The sequence below is a fragment of the Nocardioides salarius genome (genome assembly GCF_016907435.1).
GTDB classification, from domain to species: Bacteria; Actinomycetota; Actinomycetes; order Propionibacteriales; family Nocardioidaceae; genus Nocardioides; species Nocardioides salarius.
In genome coordinates this window covers 2,911,874-2,937,920 of record NZ_JAFBBZ010000001.1, presented here as the reverse complement: position 1 = coordinate 2,937,920, position 26,047 = coordinate 2,911,874, and the positions used below count along the sequence as shown (strand labels likewise).

General features: G+C 72.6%; 29 protein-coding genes and 1 riboswitch. Of the genes, 8 read left to right on the top strand and 21 right to left on the bottom strand.

Annotated features, from left to right (window positions below; genetic code table 11):
- Window positions 1–24: 24 nt before the first annotated feature.
- Complete coding sequence (locus JOE61_RS22250) at window positions 25–399, bottom strand: nuclear transport factor 2 family protein (RefSeq protein ID WP_193668522.1); 375 nt, start codon at window positions 397–399, stop codon at window positions 25–27.
- A gap of 151 nt (window positions 400–550) precedes the next feature.
- Here JOE61_RS22250 and JOE61_RS14155 point away from each other — a divergent pair, with 151 nt between their 5' ends.
- The gene (locus JOE61_RS14155) at window positions 551–1,183 is read left to right on the top strand and encodes an HD domain-containing protein (protein ID WP_193668523.1); all 633 of its coding nucleotides are present in this window, start codon (window positions 551–553) and stop codon (window positions 1,181–1,183) included.
- Window positions 1,184–1,243: 60 nt separating this feature from the next.
- Here the strand turns inward: JOE61_RS14155 and JOE61_RS22245 are convergent, their stop codons facing one another.
- The gene (locus JOE61_RS22245; protein WP_193668524.1) at window positions 1,244–1,507 is read right to left on the bottom strand and encodes a DUF4031 domain-containing protein; all 264 of its coding nucleotides are present in this window, start codon (window positions 1,505–1,507) and stop codon (window positions 1,244–1,246) included.
- 69 nt (window positions 1,508–1,576) lie between these two features.
- On the opposite strand from JOE61_RS22245, the gene JOE61_RS14145 reads away from it, so the two are divergent.
- Complete coding sequence (locus tag JOE61_RS14145; protein WP_193668525.1) at window positions 1,577–1,948, top strand: DUF8819 family protein; 372 nt, start codon at window positions 1,577–1,579, stop codon at window positions 1,946–1,948.
- Here the strand turns inward: JOE61_RS14145 and JOE61_RS14140 are convergent.
- Complete coding sequence (locus tag JOE61_RS14140) at window positions 1,914–2,633, bottom strand: GntR family transcriptional regulator (protein WP_307823023.1); 720 nt, start codon at window positions 2,631–2,633, stop codon at window positions 1,914–1,916. The genes JOE61_RS14145 and JOE61_RS14140 overlap by 35 nt on opposite strands.
- Window positions 2,634–2,784: 151 nt before the next feature.
- On the opposite strand from JOE61_RS14140, the gene JOE61_RS14135 reads away from it, so the two are divergent.
- Window positions 2,785–3,411, top strand: coding sequence for an alpha-ketoglutarate-dependent dioxygenase AlkB (locus JOE61_RS14135; RefSeq protein WP_193668526.1), 627 nt, complete (start codon window positions 2,785–2,787; stop codon window positions 3,409–3,411).
- Here the strand turns inward: JOE61_RS14135 and JOE61_RS14130 are convergent.
- Complete coding sequence (locus JOE61_RS14130) at window positions 3,408–4,418, bottom strand: IS481 family transposase (protein WP_193668527.1); 1,011 nt, start codon at window positions 4,416–4,418, stop codon at window positions 3,408–3,410. The genes JOE61_RS14135 and JOE61_RS14130 overlap by 4 nt on opposite strands.
- 220 nt (window positions 4,419–4,638) lie before the next feature.
- Here JOE61_RS14130 and JOE61_RS14125 point away from each other — a divergent pair, with 220 nt between their 5' ends.
- Complete coding sequence (locus tag JOE61_RS14125; protein ID WP_193668528.1) at window positions 4,639–4,905, top strand: hypothetical protein; 267 nt, start codon at window positions 4,639–4,641, stop codon at window positions 4,903–4,905.
- Between the two features lie 21 nt (window positions 4,906–4,926).
- On the opposite strand, the gene JOE61_RS14120 is transcribed toward JOE61_RS14125, so the two are convergent.
- From JOE61_RS14120 to JOE61_RS14105, 4 genes are read right to left on the bottom strand one after another with little or no spacing between them, the layout of a single operon-like run.
- Entirely contained in the window at window positions 4,927–5,655 is a 729-nt protein-coding gene (locus JOE61_RS14120) for an SRPBCC family protein (RefSeq protein ID WP_193668529.1), read from the bottom strand.
- Window positions 5,655–6,512 carry an FAD binding domain-containing protein gene (locus JOE61_RS14115; protein WP_193668530.1) on the bottom strand — a complete coding sequence of 286 codons (858 nt, stop codon included), beginning with the start codon at window positions 6,510–6,512 and terminating at the stop codon, window positions 5,655–5,657. Before JOE61_RS14115 ends, JOE61_RS14120 begins: the two co-directional genes overlap by 1 nt.
- Complete coding sequence (locus JOE61_RS14110) at window positions 6,509–8,992, bottom strand: xanthine dehydrogenase family protein molybdopterin-binding subunit (RefSeq protein WP_193668531.1); 2,484 nt, start codon at window positions 8,990–8,992, stop codon at window positions 6,509–6,511. Before JOE61_RS14110 ends, JOE61_RS14115 begins: the two co-directional genes overlap by 4 nt.
- Entirely contained in the window at window positions 8,989–9,459 is a 471-nt protein-coding gene (locus tag JOE61_RS14105; RefSeq protein ID WP_193668532.1) for a (2Fe-2S)-binding protein, read from the bottom strand. The genes JOE61_RS14110 and JOE61_RS14105 overlap by 4 nt, the downstream gene beginning before the upstream one ends.
- Before the next feature lie 178 nt (window positions 9,460–9,637).
- On the opposite strand from JOE61_RS14105, the gene JOE61_RS14100 reads away from it, so the two are divergent.
- From JOE61_RS14100 to JOE61_RS14090, 3 genes are read left to right on the top strand one after another with little or no spacing between them, the layout of a single operon-like run.
- Window positions 9,638–10,297: an ABC transporter permease gene (locus JOE61_RS14100; RefSeq protein ID WP_193668533.1), complete on the top strand. Its 660-nt coding sequence runs from the start codon at window positions 9,638–9,640 to the stop codon at window positions 10,295–10,297.
- 34 nt (window positions 10,298–10,331) lie between these two features.
- Window positions 10,332–11,495, top strand: a complete 1,164-nt coding sequence (locus JOE61_RS14095) for a betaine/proline/choline family ABC transporter ATP-binding protein (RefSeq protein ID WP_193668534.1) — start codon at window positions 10,332–10,334, stop codon at window positions 11,493–11,495.
- A complete protein-coding gene (locus JOE61_RS14090; RefSeq protein WP_193668535.1) occupies window positions 11,492–12,337 on the top strand; it encodes an ABC transporter permease in 846 nt (281 codons plus the stop codon). The genes JOE61_RS14095 and JOE61_RS14090 overlap by 4 nt, the downstream gene beginning before the upstream one ends.
- 94 nt (window positions 12,338–12,431) lie before the next feature.
- Here the strand turns inward: JOE61_RS14090 and JOE61_RS14085 are convergent, their stop codons facing one another.
- From JOE61_RS14085 to JOE61_RS14060, 6 genes are all read right to left on the bottom strand, one after another.
- The gene (locus tag JOE61_RS14085; protein ID WP_204797245.1) at window positions 12,432–13,373 is read right to left on the bottom strand and encodes a glycine betaine ABC transporter substrate-binding protein; all 942 of its coding nucleotides are present in this window, start codon (window positions 13,371–13,373) and stop codon (window positions 12,432–12,434) included.
- A 204-nt stretch (window positions 13,374–13,577) separates the two neighbouring features.
- Complete coding sequence (locus tag JOE61_RS14080) at window positions 13,578–14,810, bottom strand: sigma-54-dependent transcriptional regulator family protein (protein ID WP_227491587.1); 1,233 nt, start codon at window positions 14,808–14,810, stop codon at window positions 13,578–13,580.
- Window positions 14,811–14,843: 33 nt separating this feature from the next.
- Window positions 14,844–15,956, bottom strand: a complete 1,113-nt coding sequence (locus tag JOE61_RS14075) for an alpha/beta hydrolase family protein (protein WP_193668536.1) — start codon at window positions 15,954–15,956, stop codon at window positions 14,844–14,846.
- 128 nt (window positions 15,957–16,084) lie between these two features.
- Entirely contained in the window at window positions 16,085–17,227 is a 1,143-nt protein-coding gene (locus JOE61_RS14070) for an XdhC family protein (protein WP_193668537.1), read from the bottom strand.
- Window positions 17,220–18,347, bottom strand: a complete 1,128-nt coding sequence (locus JOE61_RS14065) for a vWA domain-containing protein (protein WP_193668538.1) — start codon at window positions 18,345–18,347, stop codon at window positions 17,220–17,222. Before JOE61_RS14065 ends, JOE61_RS14070 begins: the two co-directional genes overlap by 8 nt.
- Window positions 18,344–19,237, bottom strand: coding sequence for an AAA family ATPase (locus JOE61_RS14060; protein WP_193668539.1), 894 nt, complete (start codon window positions 19,235–19,237; stop codon window positions 18,344–18,346). Before JOE61_RS14060 ends, JOE61_RS14065 begins: the two co-directional genes overlap by 4 nt.
- A 61-nt stretch (window positions 19,238–19,298) precedes the next feature.
- Here JOE61_RS14060 and JOE61_RS22240 point away from each other — a divergent pair, with 61 nt between their 5' ends.
- Window positions 19,299–19,709 (top strand): DUF2256 and DUF3253 domain-containing protein, encoded by a 411-nt coding sequence (locus JOE61_RS22240; RefSeq protein ID WP_193668540.1) that lies wholly within the window; start codon window positions 19,299–19,301, stop codon window positions 19,707–19,709.
- 9 nt (window positions 19,710–19,718) lie between these two features.
- Here JOE61_RS22240 and JOE61_RS14050 read toward each other — a convergent pair whose 3' ends face one another.
- From JOE61_RS14050 to thrC, 7 genes are all read right to left on the bottom strand, one after another.
- Complete coding sequence (locus JOE61_RS14050) at window positions 19,719–20,294, bottom strand: nucleotidyltransferase family protein (RefSeq protein WP_193668541.1); 576 nt, start codon at window positions 20,292–20,294, stop codon at window positions 19,719–19,721.
- Between the two features lie 31 nt (window positions 20,295–20,325).
- Window positions 20,326–20,895, bottom strand: coding sequence for a hypothetical protein (locus tag JOE61_RS14045; RefSeq protein WP_193668542.1), 570 nt, complete (start codon window positions 20,893–20,895; stop codon window positions 20,326–20,328).
- 191 nt (window positions 20,896–21,086) lie between these two features.
- On the bottom strand, window positions 21,087–22,721 hold the full coding sequence (gene groL / locus JOE61_RS14040) for a chaperonin GroEL (RefSeq protein WP_179614286.1): 1,635 nt from the start codon (window positions 22,719–22,721) through the stop codon (window positions 21,087–21,089).
- Window positions 22,722–22,825: 104 nt separating this feature from the next.
- Complete coding sequence (locus tag JOE61_RS14035) at window positions 22,826–23,719, bottom strand: SGNH/GDSL hydrolase family protein (RefSeq protein ID WP_193668543.1); 894 nt, start codon at window positions 23,717–23,719, stop codon at window positions 22,826–22,828.
- Between the two features lie 79 nt (window positions 23,720–23,798).
- Window positions 23,799–24,299, bottom strand: coding sequence for an SRPBCC family protein (locus JOE61_RS14030; protein WP_193668544.1), 501 nt, complete (start codon window positions 24,297–24,299; stop codon window positions 23,799–23,801).
- Window positions 24,300–24,311: 12 nt separating this feature from the next.
- Window positions 24,312–24,590, bottom strand: coding sequence for a MoaD/ThiS family protein (locus JOE61_RS14025; protein WP_193668545.1), 279 nt, complete (start codon window positions 24,588–24,590; stop codon window positions 24,312–24,314).
- A gap of 16 nt (window positions 24,591–24,606) precedes the next feature.
- On the bottom strand, window positions 24,607–25,872 hold the full coding sequence (gene thrC / locus JOE61_RS14020; RefSeq protein WP_193668546.1) for a threonine synthase: 1,266 nt from the start codon (window positions 25,870–25,872) through the stop codon (window positions 24,607–24,609).
- A 10-nt stretch (window positions 25,873–25,882) separates the two neighbouring features.
- Window positions 25,883–26,046, bottom strand: a riboswitch (SAM riboswitch).
- Between the last annotated feature and the right edge of the window lies 1 nt (window position 26,047).

The following is a 26,047-nucleotide window of genomic DNA, read 5'->3' as shown; positions in this document are numbered from 1 at the left end:
GCTCGGAGATGGCTCAGCGCCGGCTCAGGAGACGGTCATGTCGGCGTCGGACCAGAAGGCGCGCATGCTGGTGATCCGCCCCTCGTCGTCGAAGGTCATCACGTCGAAGGGCGCCAGGGTGAAGGTCGCACCGTCGGTGGTGGTGCGGACCTCGAAGTGGAAGGCCGCCTCGCCCCCGGCGATGCGGCACTCGACGAGCCTCGTCTCCTGCTGCAGCCCCTCGAGGGTGCCGTAGAAGGCGGCGATCTCCTCGCGGGTGGTGCGCACCGCGGAGCCGACCGGGTCCTCGACGGTGGCTCCCGGCGCGAAGAGGTCCACGATCTCGGCAGCGGTGCCGCTCGCCACCAGGGCCACGTAGGACTCCACGACCTCACGGATCCGCTCGTTGCTCGCTGCCACGTCCACTCCTTCTACGTCGTCGTCGACACCGACCAGAACACGTTCCAGTTCGGTGGGGTGCGGCGAGAGTAGCGTGCGCGGGCCGGGCGCGTTTGAATGGCTCCTCCGGCACTGCCGGCACCACCGTCCGTCGATCGAGGAACGCCCGCACATGCTGCACGACCCCCGGCCCTGGTGGCCCCTGACCGACGCCGACGACCTGCGCGAGGAGCTGGTGGCGGCCTATGCCTCCCCCCAGCGCGGCTACCACGACGTCCAGCACCTGGTCGAGGTGCTGACCCGCCTCGACGAGATCGGCGAGCACGGCGCGGTCGTGCGGCACCTGCCCGTGGTGCTGGCGGCGTGGTTCCACGACGCGGTCTACGACGGCGAGCGCGACGCCGAGGAGCGGTCCGCGGCGTGGGCGGAGGACTCGCTGGCGGGTCGGGTCGAGGACGACCTGGTCGAGGAGGTGGCGCGGCTCGTGCGCCTGACCGAGACGCACACGCCCGAGGACGACGACACCTCCGGCTGCCTGCTCTCCGACGCCGACCTGGCGATCCTGGCCGCCCCGCGCGAGCGCTACGACGAGTACGTCGCCGCGGTGCGCGCGGAGTTCGCCCACCTCGACGACGCGACCTTCGCCCAGGGCCGCGCGCAGGTGCTGGTGGGGCTGGCGCGGAAGCCGGCGCTCTTCCACACCGCCTACGCACGCGAGCGCTGGGAGGCGCCGGCGCGCGCCAACCTGGAGGCCGAGCTGGCGCGCCTGGGCGTCCATGAGGTCCCCGACCGCGAGGTGTCCTGAGGCGGTTCGGGCCGGGTCGGGGCGAAGTTCGGGCCGGGTCGGGGCGAAGTTCGGGCCGGGTCAGCGGGGGCGCTTGCGCCGGCGCAGGCCGGCGGCGACCAGGCGGGCCACCAGCTCGCGGCTGCTGACCGGCGCGGCGCCCGCGGCGACCACGTCGTCGTACCACTCGGAGGGCACGTCGTAGTGGTCGCGGTCGAAGCCGCGCTCGGGGATCCCGAGCAGGCGGGCGAAGGCGTGCAGCTCGTCGAAGGAGGTGTCGCTGGCCACGTGCGACCACAGGCGACCGTGCCCGGCCGCGTTGGGCGGGTCGATGAGGATGCCCACGCCCGCCACCCTACGAGCCGCCGGGCAGTGCCGCGCCGGTGCGACTTGCCCCGGGGGGACAATGGGCACGTGGACGACACCCTGATCTTCGATGCCCGGGCCCGGGTGCTGGCCGACCTCCAGGCCCGCGGCCACGCGACCCCGGGGGCCGTCTCGCTCCTCGAGGACGCCGTCTCCTCCCGCACCTGGTGGGCCGAGCAGTGGCCCGAGGGGGTGGTCTACGTCGCCGGGCTGGTGGCCCAGGACGTGCAGGACGCGCTGCTCGAGCAGGTGGGCCGCTGGCCGCTGTGCCTGGGCTGCGGCGACGCCCCGGAGCACGCGCTCTACATCCACCCCGACCTCGGCGGGCCGGACCCGACGTGGGTGTGCGAGGAGTCCGGGACCGCGGTGGCGGAGCTGGGAACCCTCAGCAGTCCTGGCCCAGCTGGACCCACAGCGTGAACCGGTCGGCGCGGTAGACCGTCCGTGACACCTCGACGACCTTGTCGTCGCACAGCGCGCGCCGGGAGTGGCGCAGCACCACGCTGAAGGGCTCGACCTCGAGCAGCCCCGCCTCCTCGGCGGTCGCCTTGTCGGCGGTGATGGAGTCCTCGGCCCAGGTCGGGCGCAGGCCGCGGGCGTCGAGGGAGTCGTAGAGGCTGGTGGGCATCCCCTGCTGCAGGAACCCCGGCAGCAGCACCTCGTTGAGGTAGGCGTCCTCGAGGCACATCGGCACCCCGTCGGCCCGGCGCAGCCGGCGCCAGTGGATGACCGCGTCGCCCTCGGTCAGCGAGAGGGCCCGGGCCACGCCCGGCCCGGCCTGCTCGCGGCGGGCCAGCAGGGTCTGCGACTCGGCCAGCAGGCCGCGACGCGTCATCTCCTCGGTGTAGCCGGTGATCTTGCTGGCGGTGCGCCGGGGGCGCGCCACGAAGGTGCCCCGCCCGGGGATCCGCTCCAGGAGCCCCTCCACGACCAGCGCGTCCATCGCCTGGCGCACCGTCATCCGGGCCACGCCGAAGCGCTGGACCAGCTCGCGCTCGGAGGGGGCGGGCGAGCCGGGCGAGCTGCTGCCCACCAGGGTCCGCACGTACTCCCGCACCTGCACGTGCTTGAGGGCACGTCCCGGGGGAGCCATCACGTCGTCCACGCCTGGCAGACTAGACAGGTCCGGCGCCCTGCGTCCGGGCTTTCCCGGGATTGGGCCAACGACCGGGCCCGCGACCGGACGCGGTACCGGGCCGACGACACGCCGCGGACCATCTCGAACACGCGTTCGAGATGCGTCGTACGATGGGGCCATGGACTTCCAGACCACGCTCTTCGCGGCGCCGTCCGGCGGGGTGCCCGCCCTGGTCGAGGGCCTCGCCGGTCTCGAGCGCCACCACCTGGGCCAGGGCGCCTGGGTCGACGTGCTCCGCTCCTGGCTGCCCGAGCCCGACGACGTGATGAGCAGCCTCGTCGAGCAGGTGCCCTGGCGCGCCGAGCGACGCCAGATGTACGACCGACTCGTCGACGTGCCGCGCCTGCTGCACACCTACATGATCGGTGAGGAGCTGCCCCACCCGGTCCTGACGCAGGCCAGGCAGGCGCTGAGCGAGCACTACCTGCCCGAGCTGGGCGAGCCGTTCCGCACCGCGGGCTGCTGCTACTACCGCGACGGGCGCGACTCGGTGGCCTGGCACGGCGACACCATCGGGCGGGGCAGCACCCAGGACACGATGGTGGCCATCGTCTCGGTGGGCGACCCGCGCAAGCTGCACCTGCGGCCGCGCGGCGGTGGCGAGAGCCGGGTCTTCGAGACCGGCCACGGCGACCTGCTGGTCATGGGCGGCAGCTGCCAGCGCACCTGGGAGCACGCGGTGCCGAAGGTCGCGCACGCCGGCCCGCGGCTCTCGGTGCAGTTCCGTCCGCTCAACGTCTTCTAGTTGTGATGCCCAGCCAGGTTGTCCAACCTGGTGATGGGGGCTGCCTTGCCGATTGCTGAGTGGGGCCGGTGGTGGTTGTACTCGTGGATCCATCCTGGCAGAGCCGCGAGGCGGGCTGACTCGGAGTTGTAGAACTTCTTGAACGCCCATCCCTCGGCCAGGGTTCGGTGGAAGCGTTCGATCTTCCCGTTCGTCTGCGGCCGGTAGGGCCGGGTCTTCTTCGGTGTGATGCCGAGGTCGGCGCAGGTGTCGCGCCACAGGTGCGACTTGTAGCAGCTGCCGTTGTCGGACAGCACCCGCTGGACGGTGACGCCGCGGTCGGCAAACCAGGCCACGGCGTTCTTGAGAACCTCGGTCGCGGTTTCCTTGGTTTCGTCGTTGTGGGCCTCGACGTAGGCGACGCGGGAGTGGTCGTCGATGACGGTGTGCAGGTAGCAGGTCCCGATGAGTGGTTGGTGGTACTTGTTCTTGGCCCCGCCCGTTCGCAGCGTGGTTGCTGATCGGTTCTTCAGTCCCTGCTGACGACCGACGTAGCGCCAGCCCCCGCCGTCGGGGACCCGCCCGAGCTTCTTCACGTCCACGTGGAGCAGATCGCCAGGTTTCTCGTGCTCGTAGCGACGGATCGGTTCACCGGTGGCCCGGTCGAGGTGGGTGAGGCGGTTGATCCGGCACCGCACGAGGACCGCGTGCACCGTCGAGGAAGCCATACCGAGCCGATCGGCGATCTCGACCGGGCCGAGTCGCTGTTTCCAGCGCAGGTGCACGATCTTGCGCACCACCGGTGCCGGGGTCCGGTTCGGCTGGTGGCGCGGGGCCGAGGAGCGGTCGAGCATCCCGGCCGGGCCTTCGGCCCGGTACCGATCAGCCCACTTCTTCGCGGTGCGCCAGGACACGTCGTAGCGCTCGGCCGCTCGAGCTGGCGGCCAACCGTGCTCAACGACCAGGCGTGCGAGTCGGAGGCGGGCGCGAGGGGTCAGGGCTGCATTGGAGTGGGTAGCGTGGGACACGAAGGCCTCCTTGGTGGCGGAGCGGTTTCTAGACAGCTCCACTCCACACCGGGGAGGCCTTCGTCCATCTACATGTCAGACCGTGTCGTCACACGATCTCGACCAACGTGCCTGGGCATCACATCTAGTCCTCGCTGGGTATGGCGCCGCGGGCGGCACAGGCGTTCAATGGAGGGTTCCAGGGCGTCGCTCGGGACGCCTTCGAGACGGAGGTACCCCCATGAGCAACCAGGACCCGCACGCCGGCGGGACCGGTCGGCACCGCCAGCACCACGAGCGCCCGCCGGCGGGCCACGTGCGCGGCGACCACCCCGTCGGGGCCAGCACCGACCCCTCGATGGGCTTCGGCACCTCGCCCGAGGACCGGCTGCACCTGCCGGAGACGCCGCTGGACTCCGGCAGGCGCACCGGCAGCACGATCTGGCTGCTGGTCGCCCTCGCCGTGGTGGCGGTGCTGGTGGCCGCCCTGGTCGTCGCGCTGCTCTGAGCCGCTGAAGGGGCGTGGCGCTCAGCCGCGGCGGTGTCGCGTCACGCACCACACGAGGAGCAGCGCCAGCAGCCCGGCACCCACCTGGGGGCCGTAGCTGCGCAGCAGCACCGGCAGCACGGTCGAGCCCAGGTCGAGCGCCTCGTCGCCGGTGCCCGCCGACGAGGGGGCCGACGACACGGGCCGGGGCGGCTCCGGGCTGGAGGCCGGTTCAGGCTCAGGCACGCCCGGGTCCTGACCCATGTGCTTGCCCGGAGGGGCGGGCGCCGCAGGGGGCGGCGTGTCGGCCTGCTCCGGCTCCTGGGGCGCCGCGAGACGCTGCTCGAGGCAGCTGACGAACTGGCCCAGCAGCTTGTCGGAGACGTCCTGCATCACCCCGCGCCCGAACTGGGCCGGCTTGCCGGTGATCGCCAGGTCGGTGACCACCTCGACCTCGGTCCGACCGGGCGCCGACTCGCTCATCGACAGGGTCACCTTCGCCCCGGCCGTGCCGTTGCCGCGCTTGTCCTTGCCCTTGGCGTCGACGACGTAGCGGTGCGCGGCGTCGTCCTTGTCCACGAAGGTGCCCGAACCGGTGTAGAGCAGCGCGATCGGGCCGAGCTTGACCTTGACCGTGCCCTTGAACGTGTCGTCCTCGACGCCGGTCACCGTGGCGCCGGGGAAGCACTCGGCCAGGGCGCCGATGTCCTGGAAGTGCTCCCAGGTCTCCTCGACGCCGAGAGGGACGCTGAACTGGTGACGGAGATCCACTACGCCCCCGCAGCCGCGAGCACCGCTCGCCGGGTCAGCACCGTCGCCAGGTGGCGCCGGTAGTCGGCGTCGCCGTTGAGGTCGGAGGGCGGCGTGCAGCCCTCGGCGGCGCGTGAGGCAGCCTCGCGCACGGCCTCCTCGGTGGCCGGCTGCCCACGCAGGGCCTCCTCGACCGCTCGGGCCCGCAGCGGCGTGGAGCCCATGTTGGTCAGGCCCACGCGCGCCTCGGTGATGGTGCCGCCCTCGGCCCTGACCGCCGCGGCGACCGCGACGATGGGCCACTGGTGGGCCACCCGCACGAACTTCTCGTAGTGCGCGCCCCAGCCGGTGTGCTTGGGCAGGCGGACCTCGGTGAGCAGCTCGTCCTCGCCGATCGCGGTCTCGAAGAGGTCGACGAAGAAGTCGTCGGCCTCGACCGTGCGGGTGGTGCCGCCCTGCCCGGCGATCACGAACTGCGCACCGAGCGCCAGTGCGGGTGCGCCCAGGTCGCCGGCCGGGTCGGCGTGGGCCAGCGCCCCGCCGAACGTGCCGCGGTGGCGGATCTGGGCGTCGGCGAGGTGCTCGACGGCTCGCGAGACCAGCCCGGCGTGCTCGGCGACCAACGGGTCGGAGGCCACGACGCTGTGCTGGGTCATCGCGCCGACGACGATGGCGTCGCCGTCGTCGCGCACCCCGCGCAGCGACTCGATGCGCCCGAGGTCGATGACCACCTCGGGGGCGTTGAGGCGCATCCGCAGCACCGGCAGCAGGCTCTGCCCGCCGGCCAGCACCTTCGCGTCGTCGCCGTGCTCGGCGAGCGCGGCCAGCGCCTCCTCCACCGAGGTCGGGGCCAGGTAGTCGAACGGTGCGGGGATCACAGCGCGCCTCCGGTCGTGCGGTCGACGGTGCCGTCCATGCCCGTCGAGGAGTCGAAGTGCGGGGCCGCCGCACCGGTGGTGGGGTCGCCGCCGCCCGCGTCGCGGTCGTGCACGGCCTTCCAGACGCGCTCGGGCGTGCACGGCATCTGGATGTCGGTGACGCCGAGGTGGCGCACCGCGTCGACGACCGCGTTGACCACGGCCGGGGTCGAGGCGATGGTGCCGGCCTCGCCGACCCCCTTGGTGCCCAGCGTGTTGGTGGTCGAGGGCGAGGAGGTGTGGTCGATGTCGAAGGAGATCGTGTCGGCCGCCGTGGGCAGCAGGTAGTCGGTGAAGGAGCCCGAGACGAGCGTGCCGGCGTCGTCGTAGACCGCCTCCTCCCACAGCGCCTGGGCGATGCCCTGCACCAGGCCGCCGTGCACCTGGCCCGAGACGATGAGCGGGTTGATGATCGTGCCGATGTCGTCGACGCAGACGTACTTGCGCATCGTGACCTGGCCGGTCTCGGTGTCGACCTCCATCGCGCACAGGTGGGTGCCGTGCGGGTAGTTGAAGTTCACCGGGTCGTAGGTGGCGTCGGAGTCGAGCTGCGGCTCGATGCCCTCGGGGTAGTCGTGGGCGGTGAAGACCGCGGTCGAGACCTCGGCGATGCCGATCCCCTGGTCGGTGCCCCTGACCGAGAACCGGCCGCCGGAGAACTCCAGGTCGTCGACCGAGGCCTCGAGCAGGTGCGCCGCGATAGGCCTGGCCTTCTCGATCACCTTGTCGGCGGCCCGCACCAGCGCCTCGCCGCCCACGACCAGCGAGCGCGAGCCGTAGGTGTCGAGACCGCGCTGGGCGACCTGGGTGTCACCGTGCAGGACCTCGACGTCCTCGAAGGGGACCCCGAGCCGGTCGGCGATGATCTGGCTGAAGGCGGTCTCGTGGCCCTGGCCGTGGGCCGAGGCCCCGGTGGTCACCTCGACCTTGCCGGTGGCCAGCATCCGCACGCTGGCGTGCTCCCAGCCGCCGGCGCCGTAGTTGAGCTGGCCCAGCACCCGCGAGGGGGCCAGCCCGCACATCTCGGTGAAGGTCGAGACGCCGATGCCGAGCTGGACGCTGTCGCCGGCCTCGCGGCGTCGGCGCTGCTCCTCGCGCAGCTCGTCGTAGCCGAACATCTCCTTGGCCTTCGCCGTCGCGGCCTCGTAGTTGCCGGTGTCGTACTCGAGCCCGGCGACGGTGGTGAAGGGGAACTCCTCGTGGCGGATCCAGTTCTTCTCGCGCAGGTCGAGGGGGTCCATGTCGAGCTCGGCGGCGAGCTCGGTCATCAGCCGCTCGATGGCGAACGTCGCCTCGGGTCGTCCGGCGCCGCGGTAGGCGTCGGTCCAGGTCTTGTTGGTCAGCACGGTCTGGCAGTTGAACTGGTAGGCCGGGAACTTGTAGATCGCGTTGAACATGAACGCGCCGAGCACCGGCACCCCGCCGCCGACGAGCGAGACGTAGGAGCCCAGGTCGGCGAGCAGCTCGACCTTGAGGCCGGTCACCGTGCCGTCCTTCTCGGCGGCCAGGGTCAGCTTCTGCCACTGGTCGCGGCCGTGGTGGCCGACCATCAGCGACTCGCTGCGGGTCTCGGTGTACTTGACCGGCTTGCCCAGCCGGCGCGCGATCGCGAAGACCAGCCACTCCTCCGGGGTGGTCTGCAGCTTGCCTCCGAACCCGCCGCCGACGTCGGGGGCGATGACGCGGATCTTCGACTCCGGCACGCCGGTCGTGGCGGCCAGCGCGAAGCGCAGGATGTGCGGGATCTGGGTCGCCGACCACATGGTGATCTGCTCGCCGGTCGGGTCGACGACCACCGAACGCGGCTCCATGAAGGCGGGGATCAGCCGCTGCTGGCGGTACTCGCGCTCGATGACCACGCCGCCGTCACGGGCCTTCGCGATGGCCTCGTCGACGTCGCCGCCGGTGCCGGCCTCGGCGGAGTCGAACTTCCAGAACGCCGACTTGTTGGTGCCCAGGTCGGGGTGGGCCAGCACCTCGTCGCGCGCGGCCGCCTTGAGGTCCACGGCGGCCGGCAGCTCGTCGTACTCGACGTCGACGAGCTCGGCGGCGTCGCGGGCCTCGGCGGCGCTGCGGGCCACCACCACGGCCACGACCTCGCCGGCGAAGCTCACCCGGTCGGCGGGCATCGGCGGGTGGGCCGGGGCGACCTGGTCGGTCGTGATGGCCCAGGCGTTGATCAGCGTGCCCTGGGTCTCGCCGAAGTCGGCGCCGGTGAGCACCGCGACCACGTTGGGCGCGGCCTCGGCCTCGCTCTTGTCGATCGAGGTGATGGTGGCGTGGGCGAAGGGGCTGCGCACCATGGCCAGGTGCAGCATGCCGGGCATCGTGATGTTGTCGGTCCAGCGGGTGCGGCCGGTGATCAGGCGCTGGTCCTCCTTGCGGCGGCGGTCGCGGCCGATCTCGTGGGCCACCTCGGCGCGCTCCTGGGTCGCGGTCATGACGAGGCCCCCTGCCCGGCCGCGTGCTGCACGGCCTTGACGATGTTGTGGTAGCCGGTGCACCGGCACAGGTTGCCCTCGAGGCCGAGCCGGATCTCCTCCTCGCTGGGCTGCGGGTTCTCCTCCAGCAGCGCCACGCTCTGCATGATCATCCCCGGGGTGCAGAAGCCGCACTGCAGCCCGTGGCACTCGCGGAAGGCCTCCTGCACCGGGTGCAGGTCCTCCCCCGTGGCCAGGCCCTCGATCGTGGTGACCTCGGCGCCGTCGGCCTGCACGGCCAGCACGTTGCACGACTTCACGCTGGTGCCGTCGAGGTGCACGGTGCAGGCGCCGCAGTTGCTGGTGTCGCAGCCGACGACGGTGCCGGTCTTGCCGAGACGCTCGCGCAGGTACTGCACGAGCAGCATCCGCGGCTCGACGTCGTCGGCGACCTTCGAGCCGTCGACGGTGAGACTGATCCGGGTCATGGACTCTCCCTCTGCAGGTGCGCGGAGCGCAGGTGCTGGTGTGATGCGGCTCACGCTAGGTCGACCGGGTTGGTCGCCGGTTGGCGAGGCGCCCGGGAGGGGGTGAGCCCGGGTACGGCCCACGCACGGGTCGGGACGCCGTAAGGTGGGATGGCTGTCCGACCCCAGAAAGGCACGCGTGGAAGCACTCGGCAACTGGTTCACCTATGTCCAAGACAACCTCGAGTTCATCCTCGAGGAGCTCGTCAACCACCTCCAGATCGTCGCCATCTCGGTCGGTGTCGCCACCGTCGTGGCGGTGCTGCTGGGCGCCTGGGCCCAGAGCCGGCCGATCGTGCGGGCGCTCGCCCTGTCGATCACCGGCATCTTCTTGACCATCCCCTCGCTGGCGCTCTTCGCGCTGTTCATCCCGCTCTTCGGCATCGGCAACCGCCCGGCGATCGTGGCGCTGGTGCTCTACGGGCTGCTGCCCATCCTGCGCAACACCGTGACCGGCCTGGACTCGGTGAGCCCGGCCGTCGTGGAGTCGGCCCGGGGCATGGGGATGAACACGCGCCAGCAGCTGCTCAAGGTGCGGCTGCCACTGGCCTTCCCGGTCGTGATGGCCGGCATCCGGGTCTCCACCCTGCTCATCGTGGGTCTGACGGCCATCGCGGTGCTCGTCGGGGGTGACGGCCTCGGCTCCTTCATCCAGGACGGCCTGACCCGCAACGGCTTCCCCAACGCCGGCAACTCGGTCGTCGTCGGCGTCGTCTTCACCGTCGCGCTCGGGCTGGTGCTCGACGCCGTGCTCGCGACCGTGCAGCGGGTGTTCACGCCCCGCGGACTGCTCGTCTGAGCGCCACCCACCACAGCTCCATCGAGAGGAACCCATGAGCCCCGAGCCCAAGATCCACCTCGACCGGGTGGGCAAGACCTACCCCGGCACCAAGGTCCCGGCGGTCGAGGACCTGACCCTCGACGTCCACGAGGGCGAGATCCTCGTCCTCGTCGGTCCGTCCGGATGCGGCAAGAGCACGACGCTGCGCCTGATCAACCGGATGATCGAGCCCAGCAACGGGCGCATCCTGCTCGACGGCGAGGACGTCACCAAGGCCAACCCCGACAAGCTGCGCCGCCGCATCGGCTACGTCATCCAGCAGATCGGCCTCTTCCCGCACCAGACGATCGCGCAGAACATCGCGACCGTGCCCAAGATGCTGGGCTGGGACAAAGAGCGCATCACCGAGCAGGTCGAGTCCCTGCTGTCGACGGTCGGGCTGGACCCCGAGCAGTACCGGGACCGCTTCCCCAAGGAGCTCTCGGGCGGCCAGGCGCAGCGCGTCGGGGTGGCCCGGGCCCTCGGTGCCGACCCCGACATCATGCTGATGGACGAGCCGTTCGGTGCGATCGACCCGATCACCCGCGACCGGCTGCAGAACGAGTTCCTGCGCCTGCAGGAGGAGCTGCACAAGACGATCGTCTTCGTCACCCACGACATCGACGAGGCCATCAAGATGGGCGACCGCATCGCGATCCTGGGCGAGCGCAGCACGATCCGCCAGATCGACACGCCCGAGCGCATCCTGGCCTACCCGGTCGACGACTTCGTCGACGACTTCATCGGCACCGGCTCGACCATCAAGGGCCTGAACTTCCTCAAGGTCAGCTCGCTGAAGAAGACCGACTACCCCTCGATCTCCGACGCCGACCCCTGTGCCACCGGCGTGGCCAAGCTCGACGAGGCCGGGCTGGAGTGGCTGGTGCTCGTCGACGCTCAGCGTCGCCCGCTGCGCTGGCTGCACCGCGACGAGCTGGCCACGTCGCCGGCGTCGTACGACGGTCTCGGCGAGGACGTCGGCGACATGCTCAACAGCGACGACAGCCTCTTCCACGCCCTCGAGCTGATGGTCCAGAGCGCGGCCGGGCAGAGCATCGTGGTCGACGAGCGCGGCGCCTTCGCCGGCGTCGTGGAGATGTCGCACCTCAACAAGGCGATCCGCCGCGCGCAGTACGAGGCGCGGCTGCACTACGAGGAGATGGAGGCCAACGCATGAGCGGCGTGATCCCCGACCTGTCGCTGCCGAACAGGGCCGGCGCCACGCCCCCCGCAGATCCCGACGACACCGCCCCGCAGCCCGCTCCGCGGCGCAGTGCGGCGACCCTCATCGACCAGTGGGGCCTGTGGGTGGCCCCGCTGCTGATCGCCGGGCTCGCCGGGCTGCTCGCGCTCTACCACCGCAGCCTCGACCTCGAGAACGCCGTGCGCCAGCAGCGCTCGGCGCTGAGCTGGTCGGACAAGCTCTGGCCGCAGACGCTGCAGCACCTCGAGATCGCGGCGTACTCGACGCTGCTGGTGGTCGTGATCGCGATCCCCCTCGGGATCCTGCTGACCCGGCCGGCCTTCCGCCGGGTCGCGCCGACGCTGATGACGGTGGCCAACTCCGGCCAGGCGTTCCCGGCGTACGGGCTGCTGGTCGGTGGACTGTTCCTGCTCGGCAACGGGACGGCGACCGTCGTCTACTGCCTGGCGCTCTTCGCGCTGCTGCCGGTGCTGCGCAACACGATGGTCGGCCTCGACGGGGTCGACCGCAACGTGATCGAGGCCGGTCGAGGCATGGGCATGACCCGCCGGCTGGTGCTGACCCGCATCGAGCTGCCGCTCGCGGTGCCGGTGATCCTGGCCGGGGTGCGCACCGCGATGGTGCTCAACATCGGCATGGCCACGCTGGCCTTCCTGATCGGCGGCGGCGCGCTGGGCATCACCATCAGCTCGGGGCTGAAGCTCAACCAGGACCCGGTGCTGATCGTCGGTGCGGTGATGGTCGCGATCGTGGCGCTGACCTTCGACTGGCTGGGCGCGGTGGCCGAGCGCTACCTGCGCCCGCGCGGGTTGTAGGCCACCACCACCACGCACGACGACGCCGCCCGGTCCGAGAGGACCGGGCGGCGTCGCTGCGTGCGGGTGCTGCTGGCGCAGCGTGGGGCAGGGCTCAGAGGACGCCGGCGTCCTCGAGGTACTGCTCGGCGACGCGCTCGGCGGGAGTGCCCTCGACGTCGACCTGGGCGTTGAGCTCGGCCATCTTCTCGTTGTCGAGGTCGGCGAAGATCGCGTCGGCGATCTCGTCGTAGGTCTCGGCGTTCTCCTCGTAGATCTCGTTGCTCATCGTGAAGGAGCTGTTGTAGATGATCATGACGCCCGGGTCCTCGACGAGCTCGAGGTTCAGCGCGGTGATCCGGCCGTCGGTGGTGAAGACCTCGCCGAAGTCGCAGTTGCCGTCGGAGGTCTCGGAGTAGATCAGACCGGTGTCGAGGATCTGCGACTGGCTGCCGGGCAGCTCGTAGCCGGTGGCGTCCTCCCACAGCACCAGGCCGTCGGGCCGGTCGGGGAACTCGGTCTCCATGCAGACCGTGGCGTCGGGGTTGGCCTCGAGGTAGTCGGCCATGCCCTGGAAGTCGAAGCCGCCCTCGGCCTCGGCCAGGTCACCGTTGGCCGCGAAGCCGTAGGTGTCGTTGAAGGGCGAGAGCCCGACCCACTTGATGTCGTTCTCCTCCAGGTCGGCCTCGGCCGTGACGTCGTAGAGCTCCTGGGGGTCCTGGCTGGGCTCCTCGTTGCCGAGGTGGACCGTCCAGCCGGTGCCGTTGTACTCGGGGTAGACGTCGATGTTGTCGCTGAGCAGCGCGTCGCGGTTGACCGACGTGCCACCCAGGTTGACCTTGTTGTCGACGCTGGCGCCACGGGCCTCGAGGGCCTGGGCGAACATCTCGCCGAGCAGGATGTTCTCGGTGAAGTCCTTGGACCCCACGGTCAGGGAGACCCCGTCGAGCTCGTCGCTCGAGCCGCTCGCACTGCTGCTGTCGTCGCCGCACGCGGTGACGGTGAGGCTCAGGGCCACTCCGGCCGACACGGCCATCAACTTCTTGCCTAGGCGCATCTGTTCAACTTTCCGATCGCTTGCAGGATGGAGCGCACGTCCCCCTCACACGACGACCGTCAGCCGCCCGCCGGTGCACAGCGTGCGCCCGAGCGCGCTGCAGGGGACCGTGGGCACCTTCGACCATAGTCCGCCCGGGCGGCCGCTGCGGGCCAGTTGTGACGCACGAGGGTAACGACTCGGTCTCGTTCGGCGCCCGTCCGCTCAGCGCCGGGCGGCCGCCAGGCGCCCCTTGAGCAGCGGGACCAGCGGGTGGGACCGGCCACCCAGGCGGGCCAGCGCGGCCTCCACGACCTCGGTGTCGTACGGCGCCCGGTCGCTGTAGCGGGCCACGGCCCCGGGCTCGGGGTCGGCCAGCAGCGCCTCGCGGACCGCGACGGCGACGTACTCCCCCAGCTCCTGCAGGGCCGGTGAGTCGGTGCCGGGCAGCAGGTCGCCTCCGTAGGCCTCGACGGCCTGCGCGACCCGGCCCCGGCGCAGCAGGCCGAGCACGTGGTCGACGTCGGTGGCCACCGGCATGGTCAGCCGGTAGGGACGCGACGAGAGCTGGCCGCCCAGGGCGTGGCGCAGGTGCGAGACCTCCGCCTTGAGCGTGGAGAAGGTGACCGCGTGGTCGCCGTAGACGCACGCGTGCAGCCGGTCGAGGGAGAGCCCCTCGGGGTGCAGCGCGAGCAGCGCGAGGATCTCGCTCTGGCGCCGGTTGAGCAGCAGCCGCTGGCCGTCGAGCAGCGCCTCGGCGGTGCCGAGCAGCGAGAGCACCAGGCCCGGCTCGCCCGCGTCGGCCTGGGCGGCGTGGCCCAGCGGGGTGGCGCTGGCGGGCAGCGCCTGCTCGATCAGGCGGGCCATCACCTGCGCGGTCGCCAGGCCGATCGGGTGGGTGCGCTCCCAGGTCGTGGACAGGTCGAGGACGCCGAGCTGGACGCCGGTCACGGGGTCGTGGACCGGGGCGGCCCAGCAGACCCAGTTGTGCACCATCGAGGCGTAGTGCTCGGCGCTGAAGACCATCGCCGCCCGGTCGTGGCGGTTGGCCAGGTCGAGGGCGTTGGTGCCGGCGGAGCGGTCGTCCCAGCGCCCTCCGGGCACGAAGTTGACCGACTCGGCCTTGCGGCGCATCGTGCGCCCGCCGTAGGTCCACAGGATCCGGGTCTGGGGGTCGGTGACCGCGACCACGAGGTCACCGTCCTCGGCGGTGCGCCGCAGGTCCTCCTCGACGCGCTCGACCGCGGTCTGCAGCGGGGAGTCGCGCCAGTAGGCGGCCGTCTCGGTCTCGTCGTCGAGCGGTGCGTGCGGCACCTCGGGCCCGATCGTCTGCTCCGAGCGCGACCAGCTCGACCAGATCTCGGGGCGGACCAGCTGCTCGGCACCGTCACCGTGCTCGACGAAGGAGGTCCAGGCGCGCACGGCGTCGACCCGGCGAGCCCGCAGGTCGGCTTCCATGGCCAGAACCTAGCACCCGACCCGTGAGGCAGGTCACACGTCGAGCCGGCTGCGCAGGAAGCGCACGGTGCGCCGCATCGAGTCGGCGAAGCGCGGCCCGAAGGCGTGCCCCTCCCCCTGCCACTCGACCAGGGTGGAGTCGGCGCCGGCCCGCCGCAGCAGCGTCTGGGTGCGCCGCGACCAGGCGGGCGGGCAGGTGTCGTCGGCGGTGCCGTGGTGGATCAGCACCGGCGTCCGCACGCGGTCGAAGAAGGTGCGCGACGAGAGAGCGCGGTAGAAGCCCGGCGACTCCCGCGGGGTGCCGAACCGGTCGTAGAACGCCCGGGCCCCCTCGGGGCGGTTGGGCTCGGTGAACTGGCGCAGGTTGTCGACGAACGACGAGCTGACCGGCGCGAAGACCACCGCGGCGTCGACCAGGTCGGGCACCGCGACCAGCGCGTTGTAGGTGACCCCGCCGCCCATCGAGCGACCCACCATCCCCAGCCGCTCGGTGTCGACGTAGGGCTCCTGCTCGAGCGCGCGCACCGCCCCGATCGCGTCGCGGGTGTAGACCAGCCGGGTCTCGCGGCCCACCTCGCCGACCGGGTCGGAGCCGGCGTGGCCGCGGTAGTCGGTGTGCAGCACCACGAAGCCGTTGCTGACGAACCACTCCTGCTCGCGCGACATGCCTCGGCCCAGGGTGTAGACCGCCGGGTCGATGTAGCCGTGGTTGAGCACCAGCGCCGGGAACGGCCCCTCCCCCGTCGGCACCAGCAGCTCGCCCGAGACCGTGGCGCCGTCGACGGTGTAGGTCACCGCGTGGCCGGTCCACCTCTCGGTGCCGCCGAGGCGCCCGGTGCGCTCGATGGGCCCCGCCCGCACCTCCTCGCGCATCAGCGCCGGCAGCGAGACCGGGTGGTCGACGCGTGGCAGCTCCTCGGGGGCGAGCGTGGCTCCCGGCGCGGTGGTCGTGGGCGCGGTCTCGGTGGGCTCGGTCTTCTGGTCGGGCTCGGGCGGCTGGGCTGTGGGGAGCGACGAGGGGCCGGAGGAGGATGAGGACGGCGCGGTCGGCTCGGGGCTGCCGGTGCAGGCGCCCAGCAGCAGCGTCAGCGCCATGACGCCGGCGACGGCGTACGCGAGTGGCCGGTGGGGATGGTGGGGCCGCATGGGTTGCTCCTCTGCTGGGAGTTTCATCGGCCGGCCGATGGACCTGGCGGGTGGACGATGAAGTTTCATCGGCCACCCAGGAGTTTCATCGGCCGGCCGATGAAACTCCTCGAGCTGCCGTACGTCGCTCAGTCGAGGTCGTGGGGCAGGTCGCGGTGGATGCGGCCCTCGGTGGCCGCGAGCGGCTCGCCCGTGCCGCCCCAGCGCCCGGCGATGATCTCGGCGGCGATCGAGATCGCGGTCTCCTCCGGGGTGCGGGCGCCGAGGTCGAGGCCGATCGGGCTGGAGAGCCGATCGAGCTCGGCGTCGGTGAGGCCGGCGGCGCGCAGCCGCTCGAGCCGGTCGTCGTGGGTGCGGCGCGAGCCCATCGCCCCGACGTAGGCGACCTCGGGCAGGCGCAGGGCGACCTCGAGGAGCGGCACGTCGAACTTCGGGTCGTGGGTGAGCACCGCGAGCACGGTGCGCTGGTCGATGCGCCCGGCCTCCTGCTCGGCGGCCAGGTAGCGGTGCGGCCAGTCGACCACGACCTCGTCGGCGTCGGGGAAGCGGCTGGTGGTGGCGAAGACTGGCCGGGCGTCGCAGACCGTGACGTGGTAGCCCAGGAAGCTGCCGACGCGGGCGACGGCGGCGGCGAAGTCGATCGCGCCGAAGACCAGCATCCGCGGCTTGGGGGCGAAGGCCCACACGAAGACCCGCATCCCCTCGCCACGCCGCTCGCCGTCGGGGCCGTAGGACAGCGTCGCGCTGGTGCCGCTGGCCAGCAGCCCGAGCGCGTCGTCGTGCACCGCGGCGTCGGCGCGCGGCGAGCCGATCGACCCCGCGGCCGGCTCCTCCTCGGGGCGTACGACGATGCGTCGCCCGCGCCAGGCGGGGTCGGGGTGGTCGATGACGGTCGCGAGGGCCACGGGGAGCCCGGCCTCGACGTCGGCCGCGAGCGCCCCCAGCTCGGGGAAGGTCTCGCGCGAGACCCGCTCGACCCACACGTCGAGGATGCCTCCGCAGGTCAGCCCGACGGCGAAGGCGTCGTCGTCGGAGACGCCGTAGCGCTCGAGCACGGGGGTGCCGCCCGCGACGACCTCCTGGGCCTGCTCGTAGACGGCGCCCTCGACGCAGCCGCCGGAGACCGAGCCGACCGCGGTCTCGTCGGGGCCCACCAGCATCGATGCGCCCGGCGGGCGGGGCGCGGAGCGGAAGGTCGCCACGACGGTGGCCACGCCGACCGTCTCGCCGGCCTCCCACCACCTCATCAGCTCGGGCAGCACGTCACGCACGGGCGATCACCTCGCAGAGCTCGGCGTAGGTGGCCAGCGAGTGCCCGGCCACGAAGTCGTCGACGTGCGGCAGGACCGCCAGCACGCCCTGCTGCACCGGCTCGTAGCCGGCCTTGCCGCGGTGCGGGTTGACCCACACCACGCGGTGGGCCACCCGCTGCAGACGGGCGACCTGCTCGGCCAGCAGCGCGGGGTCGCCGCGCTCCCAGCCGTCGCTGAAGACCACCACGACGGCGCCGCGGGCCGCCCCGCGGCGGCCCCACCGGTCGAGGAAGGCGCCGAGCGACTCGCCCAGCCGGGTGCCGCCCGACCAGTCGGGCACCGCCTCGCCGGCCGCGACGAGCGCCCGGTCGGCGTCGCGCAGGCGCAGCGGCCGGGTCAGGTGGGTCAGACGGGTGCCGAGGGTGAAGGTCTCCACGCGGGAGCCCGGCAGCGCGTGGGTGAGCCGGTGCGCGAGGCGCAGCAGCGCGTCGGCGTACCCGCTCATCGAGCCCGACACGTCGACCAGCAGCACCACCCGGCGCGGGCGCACGCTGCGCCGGCGCCAGGCGATCTCGGCGGGCTCGCCCATCCGGCGCAGGCTGGCGCGCACGGTGCGCGCCGCGTCGACGTCGCCGCGGCGCCACCGCTCGTGGCGCGAGGTGCGCCGCAGCGGCGCGCGCACGGCCAGCGAGGCGAACATGTCGGCGAGCCGTGCCTTCTCGCCCGGGCTCAGCGCGGCCACGTCACGGTGGCGCAGCACCTCGACGTCGGAGGCCATGGCGCGCACCACCTCCTCGTCGTCGCCGCCCTCGCCGCCGGCGCCCGCGTCGCTCTCGGGCAGCAGCGCCGGGGCGGGTGCACCGGCAGGCGCGGGGCGACTGCGGGGCAGCTCGCCGCGGGGGTCGAACCAGGCCGCGAAGACCTGGTCGAAGCGCGCGAGGTCGTCGGGCCCCGCGCACAGCGTCGAGCGGCCCGCGGCGCGCACCGCGGCCACGTCGCCCAGGCCCACCAGGGCGGTCGCGGCCAGGAAGGAGGCACCGCGGTCGTGGGTGACCCCGACGCCGGCCGCGCGCAGCGCGTGGGTGAAGCCGAGCAGCAGCTCGTCGGGGGCGTGGGCCGCGGTGCTCACGGTGCTCATGGGGTGAGCATCCGGTCGAGCGCCTGGCGCACCCTGTCGGCGTCCTCGCGGTACTTCACCAGCGCGCCCACCGTGCGCGCGGCCGTGGCCAGGTCGACCTCGGTGGCGCCGAGGTGGTGCAGGGCGCGGGCCCAGTCGAGGGTCTCCGCGACCCCCGGCGGCTTCTGCAGAGGGCCGGCGGCGGTGCCGGTGCGCAGCTGCTGGACGACGGCGACGACCTGGCGGGCCAGCGTCTCGGAGACCTCGGGTGCGCGGGTGCGCACCACCTCGACCTCGCGCTCGAGGCCCGGGTGGTCGATCCAGTGGTAGAGGCAGCGACGCTTGAGCGCGTCGTGCAGCTCGCGGGTGCGGTTCGAGGTCAGCACCACCACCGGCGGGGTGGTCGCCCGCACCGTGCCCAGCTCGGGGATCGAGACCTGGTAGGTCGAGAGCACCTCGAGCAGGAACGCCTCGAACTCGTCGTCGGCGCGGTCGACCTCGTCGACCAGCAGCACCGCCGGGGCCTGCTGCAGCGCGGCCAGGACCGGGCGGGCGAGCAGGAACCGCTCGTCGTACAGGCTCTTCTCGGCGCCCTCGGCGTCGACATCGCCGCCGGCGGCCTCGAGGGCGCGCAGGTGGAGCACCTGGCGCGGGAAGTCCCAGTCGTAGAGCGCCTGGGTCGCGTCGATCCCCTCGTAGCACTGCAGCCGCACCAGCGGCAGGTCGAGGGTGGCCGCCAGCGCCTCGGCGAGCGCGGTCTTGCCGGTGCCGGGCTCGCCCTCGAGCAGCAGCGGCCGCTGCATCCGCAGCGCGAGGAAGACCACCGTGGCCAGGTCGGCGTCGCAGAGGTAGCCGGTCTCGCGCAGGCGCGCCGCGACGTCGGCGGCATCGGGCACCTCGGGGAGCTCCATGCGGCCAGGCTAGCCAGCAGGTCGTTGGCCGCCGGTTGGACGCCCCGCACAGACTGGACCGGTGAGCCGTGCCAGCACCCCCGAGCCGAGGACCTGCGTCTCGTGCGGGCGCACGATCGAGTGGCGCAAGAAGTGGGAGCGCGACTGGGAGCAGGTGCGCTACTGCTCCACGCCCTGCCGGCGCCACTGCGTCACCGACACCGACCGGGCGCTCGAGGCCAGCATCCTCGACCTGCTCGCGGCCCGCTCCCGCGCCAGCACCATCTGCCCCTCCGAGGCCGCGCGCGCCGTCGGCGGCGGGGGCGGCGACGGGGACGCAGGGGACGACGGGGAGGCGTGGCGCGAGCTGATGGAGCCGGCCCGCCGGGCCGCCCGCCGCCTGGTGGCCGCGGGCGAGGTCGAGGTCACCCAGGGCGGGCGCGTGGTCGACCCGTCGACGGCCAAGGGGCCGATCCGGATCCGTCGCGCCTGAGGTCCTGGCTCAGCGCGGGGCGTCGACGTCGTGGCCGGTGGCCAGGTCGCCGCACTCGACGAGCCGCACCGGCCTGGCAGCCAGGTAGTCGCGCGCGCCCTGGTCGCCCACCGCGCTGGCGCGCACCCCCGCCCAGTGCTCGCGCCCGAGGAGCACCGGGTGCCCCGGCACGCCGTCGTACGCCGCCCGCGCGAGCGCCGCGGGCCCCTCGCCGCCGGCGCGGACCCGGCGCACCACCTCGGGCACCAGGTCGGGCAGGTCGACGAGCGTGACCAGGGCGGCGTCGGCCGCCGACTCCTCGAGCGCGGCCAGACCGGCCCCGAGGGAGGCGCCCATGCCCTGGGCCCAGTCGGCGGCGACCACGACGCCGACGCCGACGTGCTGGTCGGCCGGTGCGGCGTCGAGGAGGCGCCGGGCGTCGTCGGCCGCGGCGCCGAGCACCACGGTGACGCTGTCGCAGCCGCCGTCGCGCAGCAGCGCGACGGCCCGGGTCAGCCAGGCTCCGCGCTCGTCGGCGACCAGGGCCTTGGGGGTGCCCATCCGGCGCCCGGCGCCGGCGGCGAGGAGGAGTCCGGTGGTCTGCACGCCCCCACTGTGCCGCACCCGCGGTGGCGCGTCAGCGGTTGAACGCCTCGGCGTACATCTCGGCGAGCCCGGGCTCGGCGGGCCCGCTCAGGCCGCACCCCAGCAGTCGCCCGTCGGCCGCGGCGAGCAGGTAGCGAGCCCCCTCCTCGAGGGCGACCCCCTCGATGAGCGCCTGCTCGCTCTCGCTCGGGGCCACCACCTCCACGCGGTCGGTGGCCCGGCCGGCGTAGAACTCGACGGGCTCGAGCACCGCCAGGCCGTCGTCGATGCCGACCACGGTGCCCTCGAGGGCCAGCGGCTGCTCGGCCAGCGCCTCGGCGGTGGGGCGCATGCAGCGCCCGGTCTCCTGGCCCTGGTCGAGGCGGGTCACCGTGGGCTCGGCCTCGTCGGCCTCCTGGGCCTCGTCGCCGGCCCCGGCGCCACTGCCCGTGGTGGTGTCCTCGGCCAGCGGCACCTCGGCGTCGTCGCCGCCGAGCAGCGCGACCGCGCCGACCACCGCGATCACCACGACCGCGAGCCCCGCGACCAACCAGGTCAGGGGGCCGCGGCCCGAGCTGGTGACGGTCGCGGGGCTGTCGGCGGAGCGGGAGGTCTCGGGCACGGCCCCAGCCTGCCGCATGCGTGCCCGCCCCAAACGTCGTCCCACGGAGGTCATGCGGTCGGGACGTCCGTCGCTGCGCGACGCATGACGTCCGCGCCCCGGCCCCGCACGCAGACAGGGCCCCCGCCCGGAGGCGGGGGCCCTGCTGTGGTCGTGCTGTGGTCGTGCTGGGTGCTACGGGTGGGACTGGATCAGAAGTCCATGCCGCCCATGCCACCCATGCCGCCGTCGCCGCCCGGCATCGCGGGCGCCTTCTCCGGCTTGTCGGCCACGACGGCCTCGGTGGTGAGGAAGAGCGCCGCGATGGAGGCGGCGTTCTGCAGCGCGCTGCGGGTCACCTTGGCGGGGTCGATGATGCCCGAGGCGATCATGTCGACGTACTCGCCGGTGGCCGCGTTGAGCCCGTGACCGGGGGTCAGGTTGCGCACCTTCTCCGCCACGACGCCGCCCTCGAGGCCGGCGTTGATGGCGATCTGCTTGAGCGGGGCCTCGGTCGCGACGCGCACGATGTTGGCACCGGTCGCCTCGTCGCCCTCGAGCTCGAGCTTGTCGAACGCGGTGGCCGAGGCCTGCACGAGCGCCACGCCGCCTCCGGCGACGATGCCCTCCTCGACGGCCGCCTTCGCGTTGCGAACGGCGTCCTCGATGCGGTGCTTGCGCTCCTTGAGCTCGACCTCGGTGGCCGCGCCGACCTTGATGACGGCCACGCCGCCGGCCAGCTTGGCGAGGCGCTCCTGGAGCTTCTCGCGGTCGTAGTCGGAGTCGGAGTTCTCGATCTCGGCGCGGATCTGGTTGACCCGGCCCTCGATCTGAGCCGCGTCGCCGGCGCCCTCGACGATCGTGGTCTCGTCCTTGGTGATGACGACCTTGCGGGCCTGGCCGAGCAGCTCGAGACCGGTGGTCTCCAGCTTGAGGCCGACCTCCTCGGAGATGACCTGGCCACCGGTCAGGATCGCGATGTCCTGCAGCATGGCCTTGCGGCGGTCACCGAAGCCGGGGGCCTTGACGGCCACGGACTTGAAGGTGCCACGGATCTTGTTGACGACCAGGGTCGACAGGGCCTCGCCGTCGGTGTCCTCGGCGATGATCAGCAGGGGCTTGCCCGACTGCATGACCTTCTCGAGGATCGGCAGCAGGTCCTTGACGTTCGAGACCTTCTGGTTGGCGATCAGCACGTAGGCGTCCTCGAGGACGGCCTCCATGCGCTCCATGTCGGTGGCGAAGTACGCCGAGATGTAGCCCTTGTCGAAGCGCATGCCCTCGGTGAGCTCGAGGTCGAGCCCGAAGGTGTTCGACTCCTCGACGGTGATGACGCCTTCCTTGCCGACCTTGTCCATCGCCTCGGCGATGATCTCGCCGACGGTCGAGTCCGCGGCCGAGATCGACGCCGTGGCGGCGATCTGGTCCTTGGTCTCGATGTCGATGGCCATGCTCGACAGCGACTCCGACACCGAGGCGACAGCGGCCTCGATGCCGCGCTTGAGGCTCATCGGGTTGGCACCGGCGGCCACGTTGCGCAGGCCCTCGCGGACCATCGCCTGGGCCAGCACGGTGGCGGTGGTGGTGCCGTCGCCCGCGACGTCGTCGGTCTTCTTGGCGACCTCCTTGACGAGCTCGGCACCGATCTTCTCGTACGGGTCCTCGAGCTCGATCTCCTTGGCGATGCTCACACCGTCGTTGGTGATCGTGGGGGCGCCCCACTTCTTCTCGAGCACGACGTTGCGGCCCTTGGGACCGAGGGTGACCTTCACGGCGTCGGCGAGCGTGTTCATGCCACGCTCGAGGCCGCGCCGGGCCTCCTCGTCGAATGCAATCAGCTTCGGCATATCTGCTGCGATCCTTCGCAATCAAGAGCTGGACGGACCGGTTCGTTGCCCGCGACGGACGGCCAGGCCGAACCGGCGGACCCTTCCCGCCGACGCTGCTGACCTCAACTCCCCGGACCGGGGATGTCTGGCACTCTCATGAGGAGACTGCCAGCCTCATGTTTAGCACTCGCCCGGGTCGAGTGCAAACGTGGCAGCCGGTGCCCGTGGGGCACCCGGTCGTGCTCGCCGACGGCGGTCAGCAGCGAGGGCAGCAGCGCCTCGGCGGTGCGCCGGTAGCCCAGCGCGCTGGGGTGGAAGCGGTCGAGGCTGAACATCGCGTCGGGGTCGGTGACGAAGAACGGCCCGACCACCTCGGCGAGCGACACGGCGTGCGCACCGGCCTGCACCGCCGCCTCCTCCTGGGCCCGCGCGAGCTGGCGCGAGGCGAGCGACCCGAGGCGGCGCAGCGGCTGCGGCACCGGGCGCAGCGCGCCCAGGTCGGGACAGGTGCCCACGACCACCTCGGTGCCCTGGGCTCGCAGGCGGGCGACGGCCTCGGCCAGGTGGCCCGCGGCCTCGGCGACCGGCACCCGGTGGGTCACGTCGTTGCCGCCCACCACGACCACGGCGACGTCGGCGCGGTAGCCGCGCGGCAGCGTGTCGAGCTGGGCACCCAGCGTCGAGCTCTCGGCGCCGACCACCGCGGCGGTGCGCAGCCGCACCCCGCGCTGCAGGTGCTTGGCCAGCCCCTTGCTGAGCCGGCCGCCGAGGGTGTCCTTGCGCCGCTCGGCGCCCAGCCCCGCCGCGATCGAGTCGCCGAGCAGGAGCAGGTCGAGGGGGTCGCCGTAGGCGCGCTTCCAGACCCGGTCGGCGTGCGGCGCCTGCTCGCCCAGCGGCTTGCCGATCAGGCGGCGGGCGACCGCGGCCTGGCGGGCCAGCAGCCCGCGCACGGCGTACGACGCGACGCCGGCGCTGGCGCCCAGGACGACGGCGGGGACGATCAGGCGGCGGCTCACCGGCCCACCACAGCGCAGGCACGTGAACCCCGGGTGAGTCCCAGGCCGACGCCGCGTGACGACCTGCCGGCCGTGCCGCTCAGGCGAAGCGGCCCTCGGTGTAGCGGCGCAGCTTCTTGAGGAAGGAGGAGAAGGTGATGTCGAGGACCGGCGCGAGGAGCTTGAGGAGCCAGCGCTGGGCACCGGTCGGCCACATCGACAGCGTCCAGGTCAGCCGGCAGCCCTCGGGCGTGGGCACGACCAGGTAGTGCTCGCCGAAGGCGGCCATGCCCGGGGCGTTGGTGCGGGTGAAGCAGAAGGCCATCGTGCGCGGCGGGTCCCAGTCGAGGAAGACCTCCTCGCCCACGATCCCGCCCTGCATCTCGACGGTGCGGGTCGCGCCCACGGCGATGTCGCCCTCGGCCGCACCCGGGCTGGTCCAGGTCACCTTCGTGATCGCGGTGGCCCAGTGCGGCCAGGCCTCGGCGTCGGCCAGCACCTCGAAGAGCTGCTCGGGGGTGATCGCCAGGTCGACGCCGTTGGTGAAGCGCGCCGGCGCCGCCGGGATCTCGGCGACCCCCACCAGGCGGGTCTCGCGCATGGCGCGGGCCACTCAGCAGCCGCCCGCCACGGCCGGGATGACCGAGACCTGCACCCCGTCGGGGGTGGGGGTGGCCAGGTCCTCGAGGAAGCGCACGTCGTCGTTGCCGACGTACACGTTGACGAAGCGGCGCAGCGCGCCGTTGTCGTCGAGGATGCGCGAGCGGATGCCGGGGTGGCGCGACTCGAGGTCGTCGAGGACCTCGCCCAGGGTCGCGCCGGAGGCCGGCACCTCGCTCTCGCCGCCGGTGTAGGTGCGCAGGATGGTGGGGATCCGGACGGACACGCTCATCTGTGCTGCTCCTGCCTCAGGCGATGCCGGTCGCCGCGAAGGCGGCGTACGACGGGGCGATGGTCGCCGCGGGGCCCACGGAGTCGGCCACGGCGTCGAGGGTCTTCAGGCCCATGCCGGTGTTGATGACCACCGTCTCGAGCGAGGTGTCGAGCTGGCCGGTCTCGACGAGCTTCTTCAGCACGCCCACGGTCGTGCCGCCGGCGGTCTCGGTGAAGATGCCCTCGGTGCGGGCCAGCAGGAGGATGCCCTCGCGCACGGCGTCGTCGTCGATGTCCTCGACCGCGCCGCCGGTCTCGCGGCAGATGTCGAGCACGTAGATGCCGTCGGCGGGGTTGCCGATCGCCAGGCTCTTGGCGATCGTGTCGGGCTTGACCGGTCGGATGGCGTCGACCCCGCCCTTGTAGGCGGTCGAGACCGGGGAGCAGCCGGAGGCCTGGGCACCGAAGATGCGCACCGGCTTGTCCTCGACCAGGCCCAGGCTCACCAGCTCGCGGAAGGCCTTGTGCACCTTCGTCAGCTGCGAGCCGGAGGCGACGGGGATGACGACCTGGTCGGGCAGGCGCCAGCCGAGCTGCTCGGCGATCTCGTAGCCCAGCGTCTTGGAGCCCTCGGCGTAGAAGGGACGCACGTTGACGTTGACGAACGCCCAGCCCTCCTCCTCGCCGGCGATCTCGGAGGCGAGCTTGTTGACGTCGTCGTAGTTGCCGTCGACGGCGACCAGCGAGTCGGTGTAGACCGCCGAGTTCACCTGCTTGGGCTTCTCGAGGTTGCTGGGGATGAAGACCACCGTCTTGATCCCGGCCCGGGCGCCGGCGGCGGCGACCGCGTTGGCCAGGTTGCCGGTGCTCGGACACGCGAACACCTTGGCCTTGAGCTCGACGGCGGCGCTCAGCGCGCAGGCCACCACCCGGTCCTTGAAGGAGTTGGTGGGGTTGGTCGAGTCGTCCTTGACCCACAGCTTCGTCAGGCCCAGCTCGGCGGCCAGGTTGCGGGCCTCCAGGAGGCGGGTGAAGCCGGGCTCGGTGTTGGGGCTCTGCTCGATGTCGTCGGGCACCGGCAGCAGCGCCTTGTAGCGCCAGATGTTGCTGGGGCCGGCCTCGATCTCCTCGCGGGTCACCGCGGGGAAGTCGTAGGCGACCTCCAGCGGGCCGAAGCACTCGGTGCAGGCGTAGTGCGGGCCGAGCTCGACCTGGTGACCGCACTCGCGGCAGACCAGCCCGGTGGCGTGGCCGAACGCACCCTCGCGCAGGGTGGGCTTCTCGGTGATGACAGCGCTCATGAAGTCCTCCTCCTCATCTTCCCCGGGCGTCTCTCGCACCGGGCCGGATGTAGCACCGTTTCCACGAACCGCTGGCGCAGGTGGTCCGCAGGGGGCGGACGCCCTGGTGGGCGGAGGATCGTGGCGGTTGCCGGGACGTCGACGGGCCGTTCCCTCAGTCCCTCTTGATGAGCGA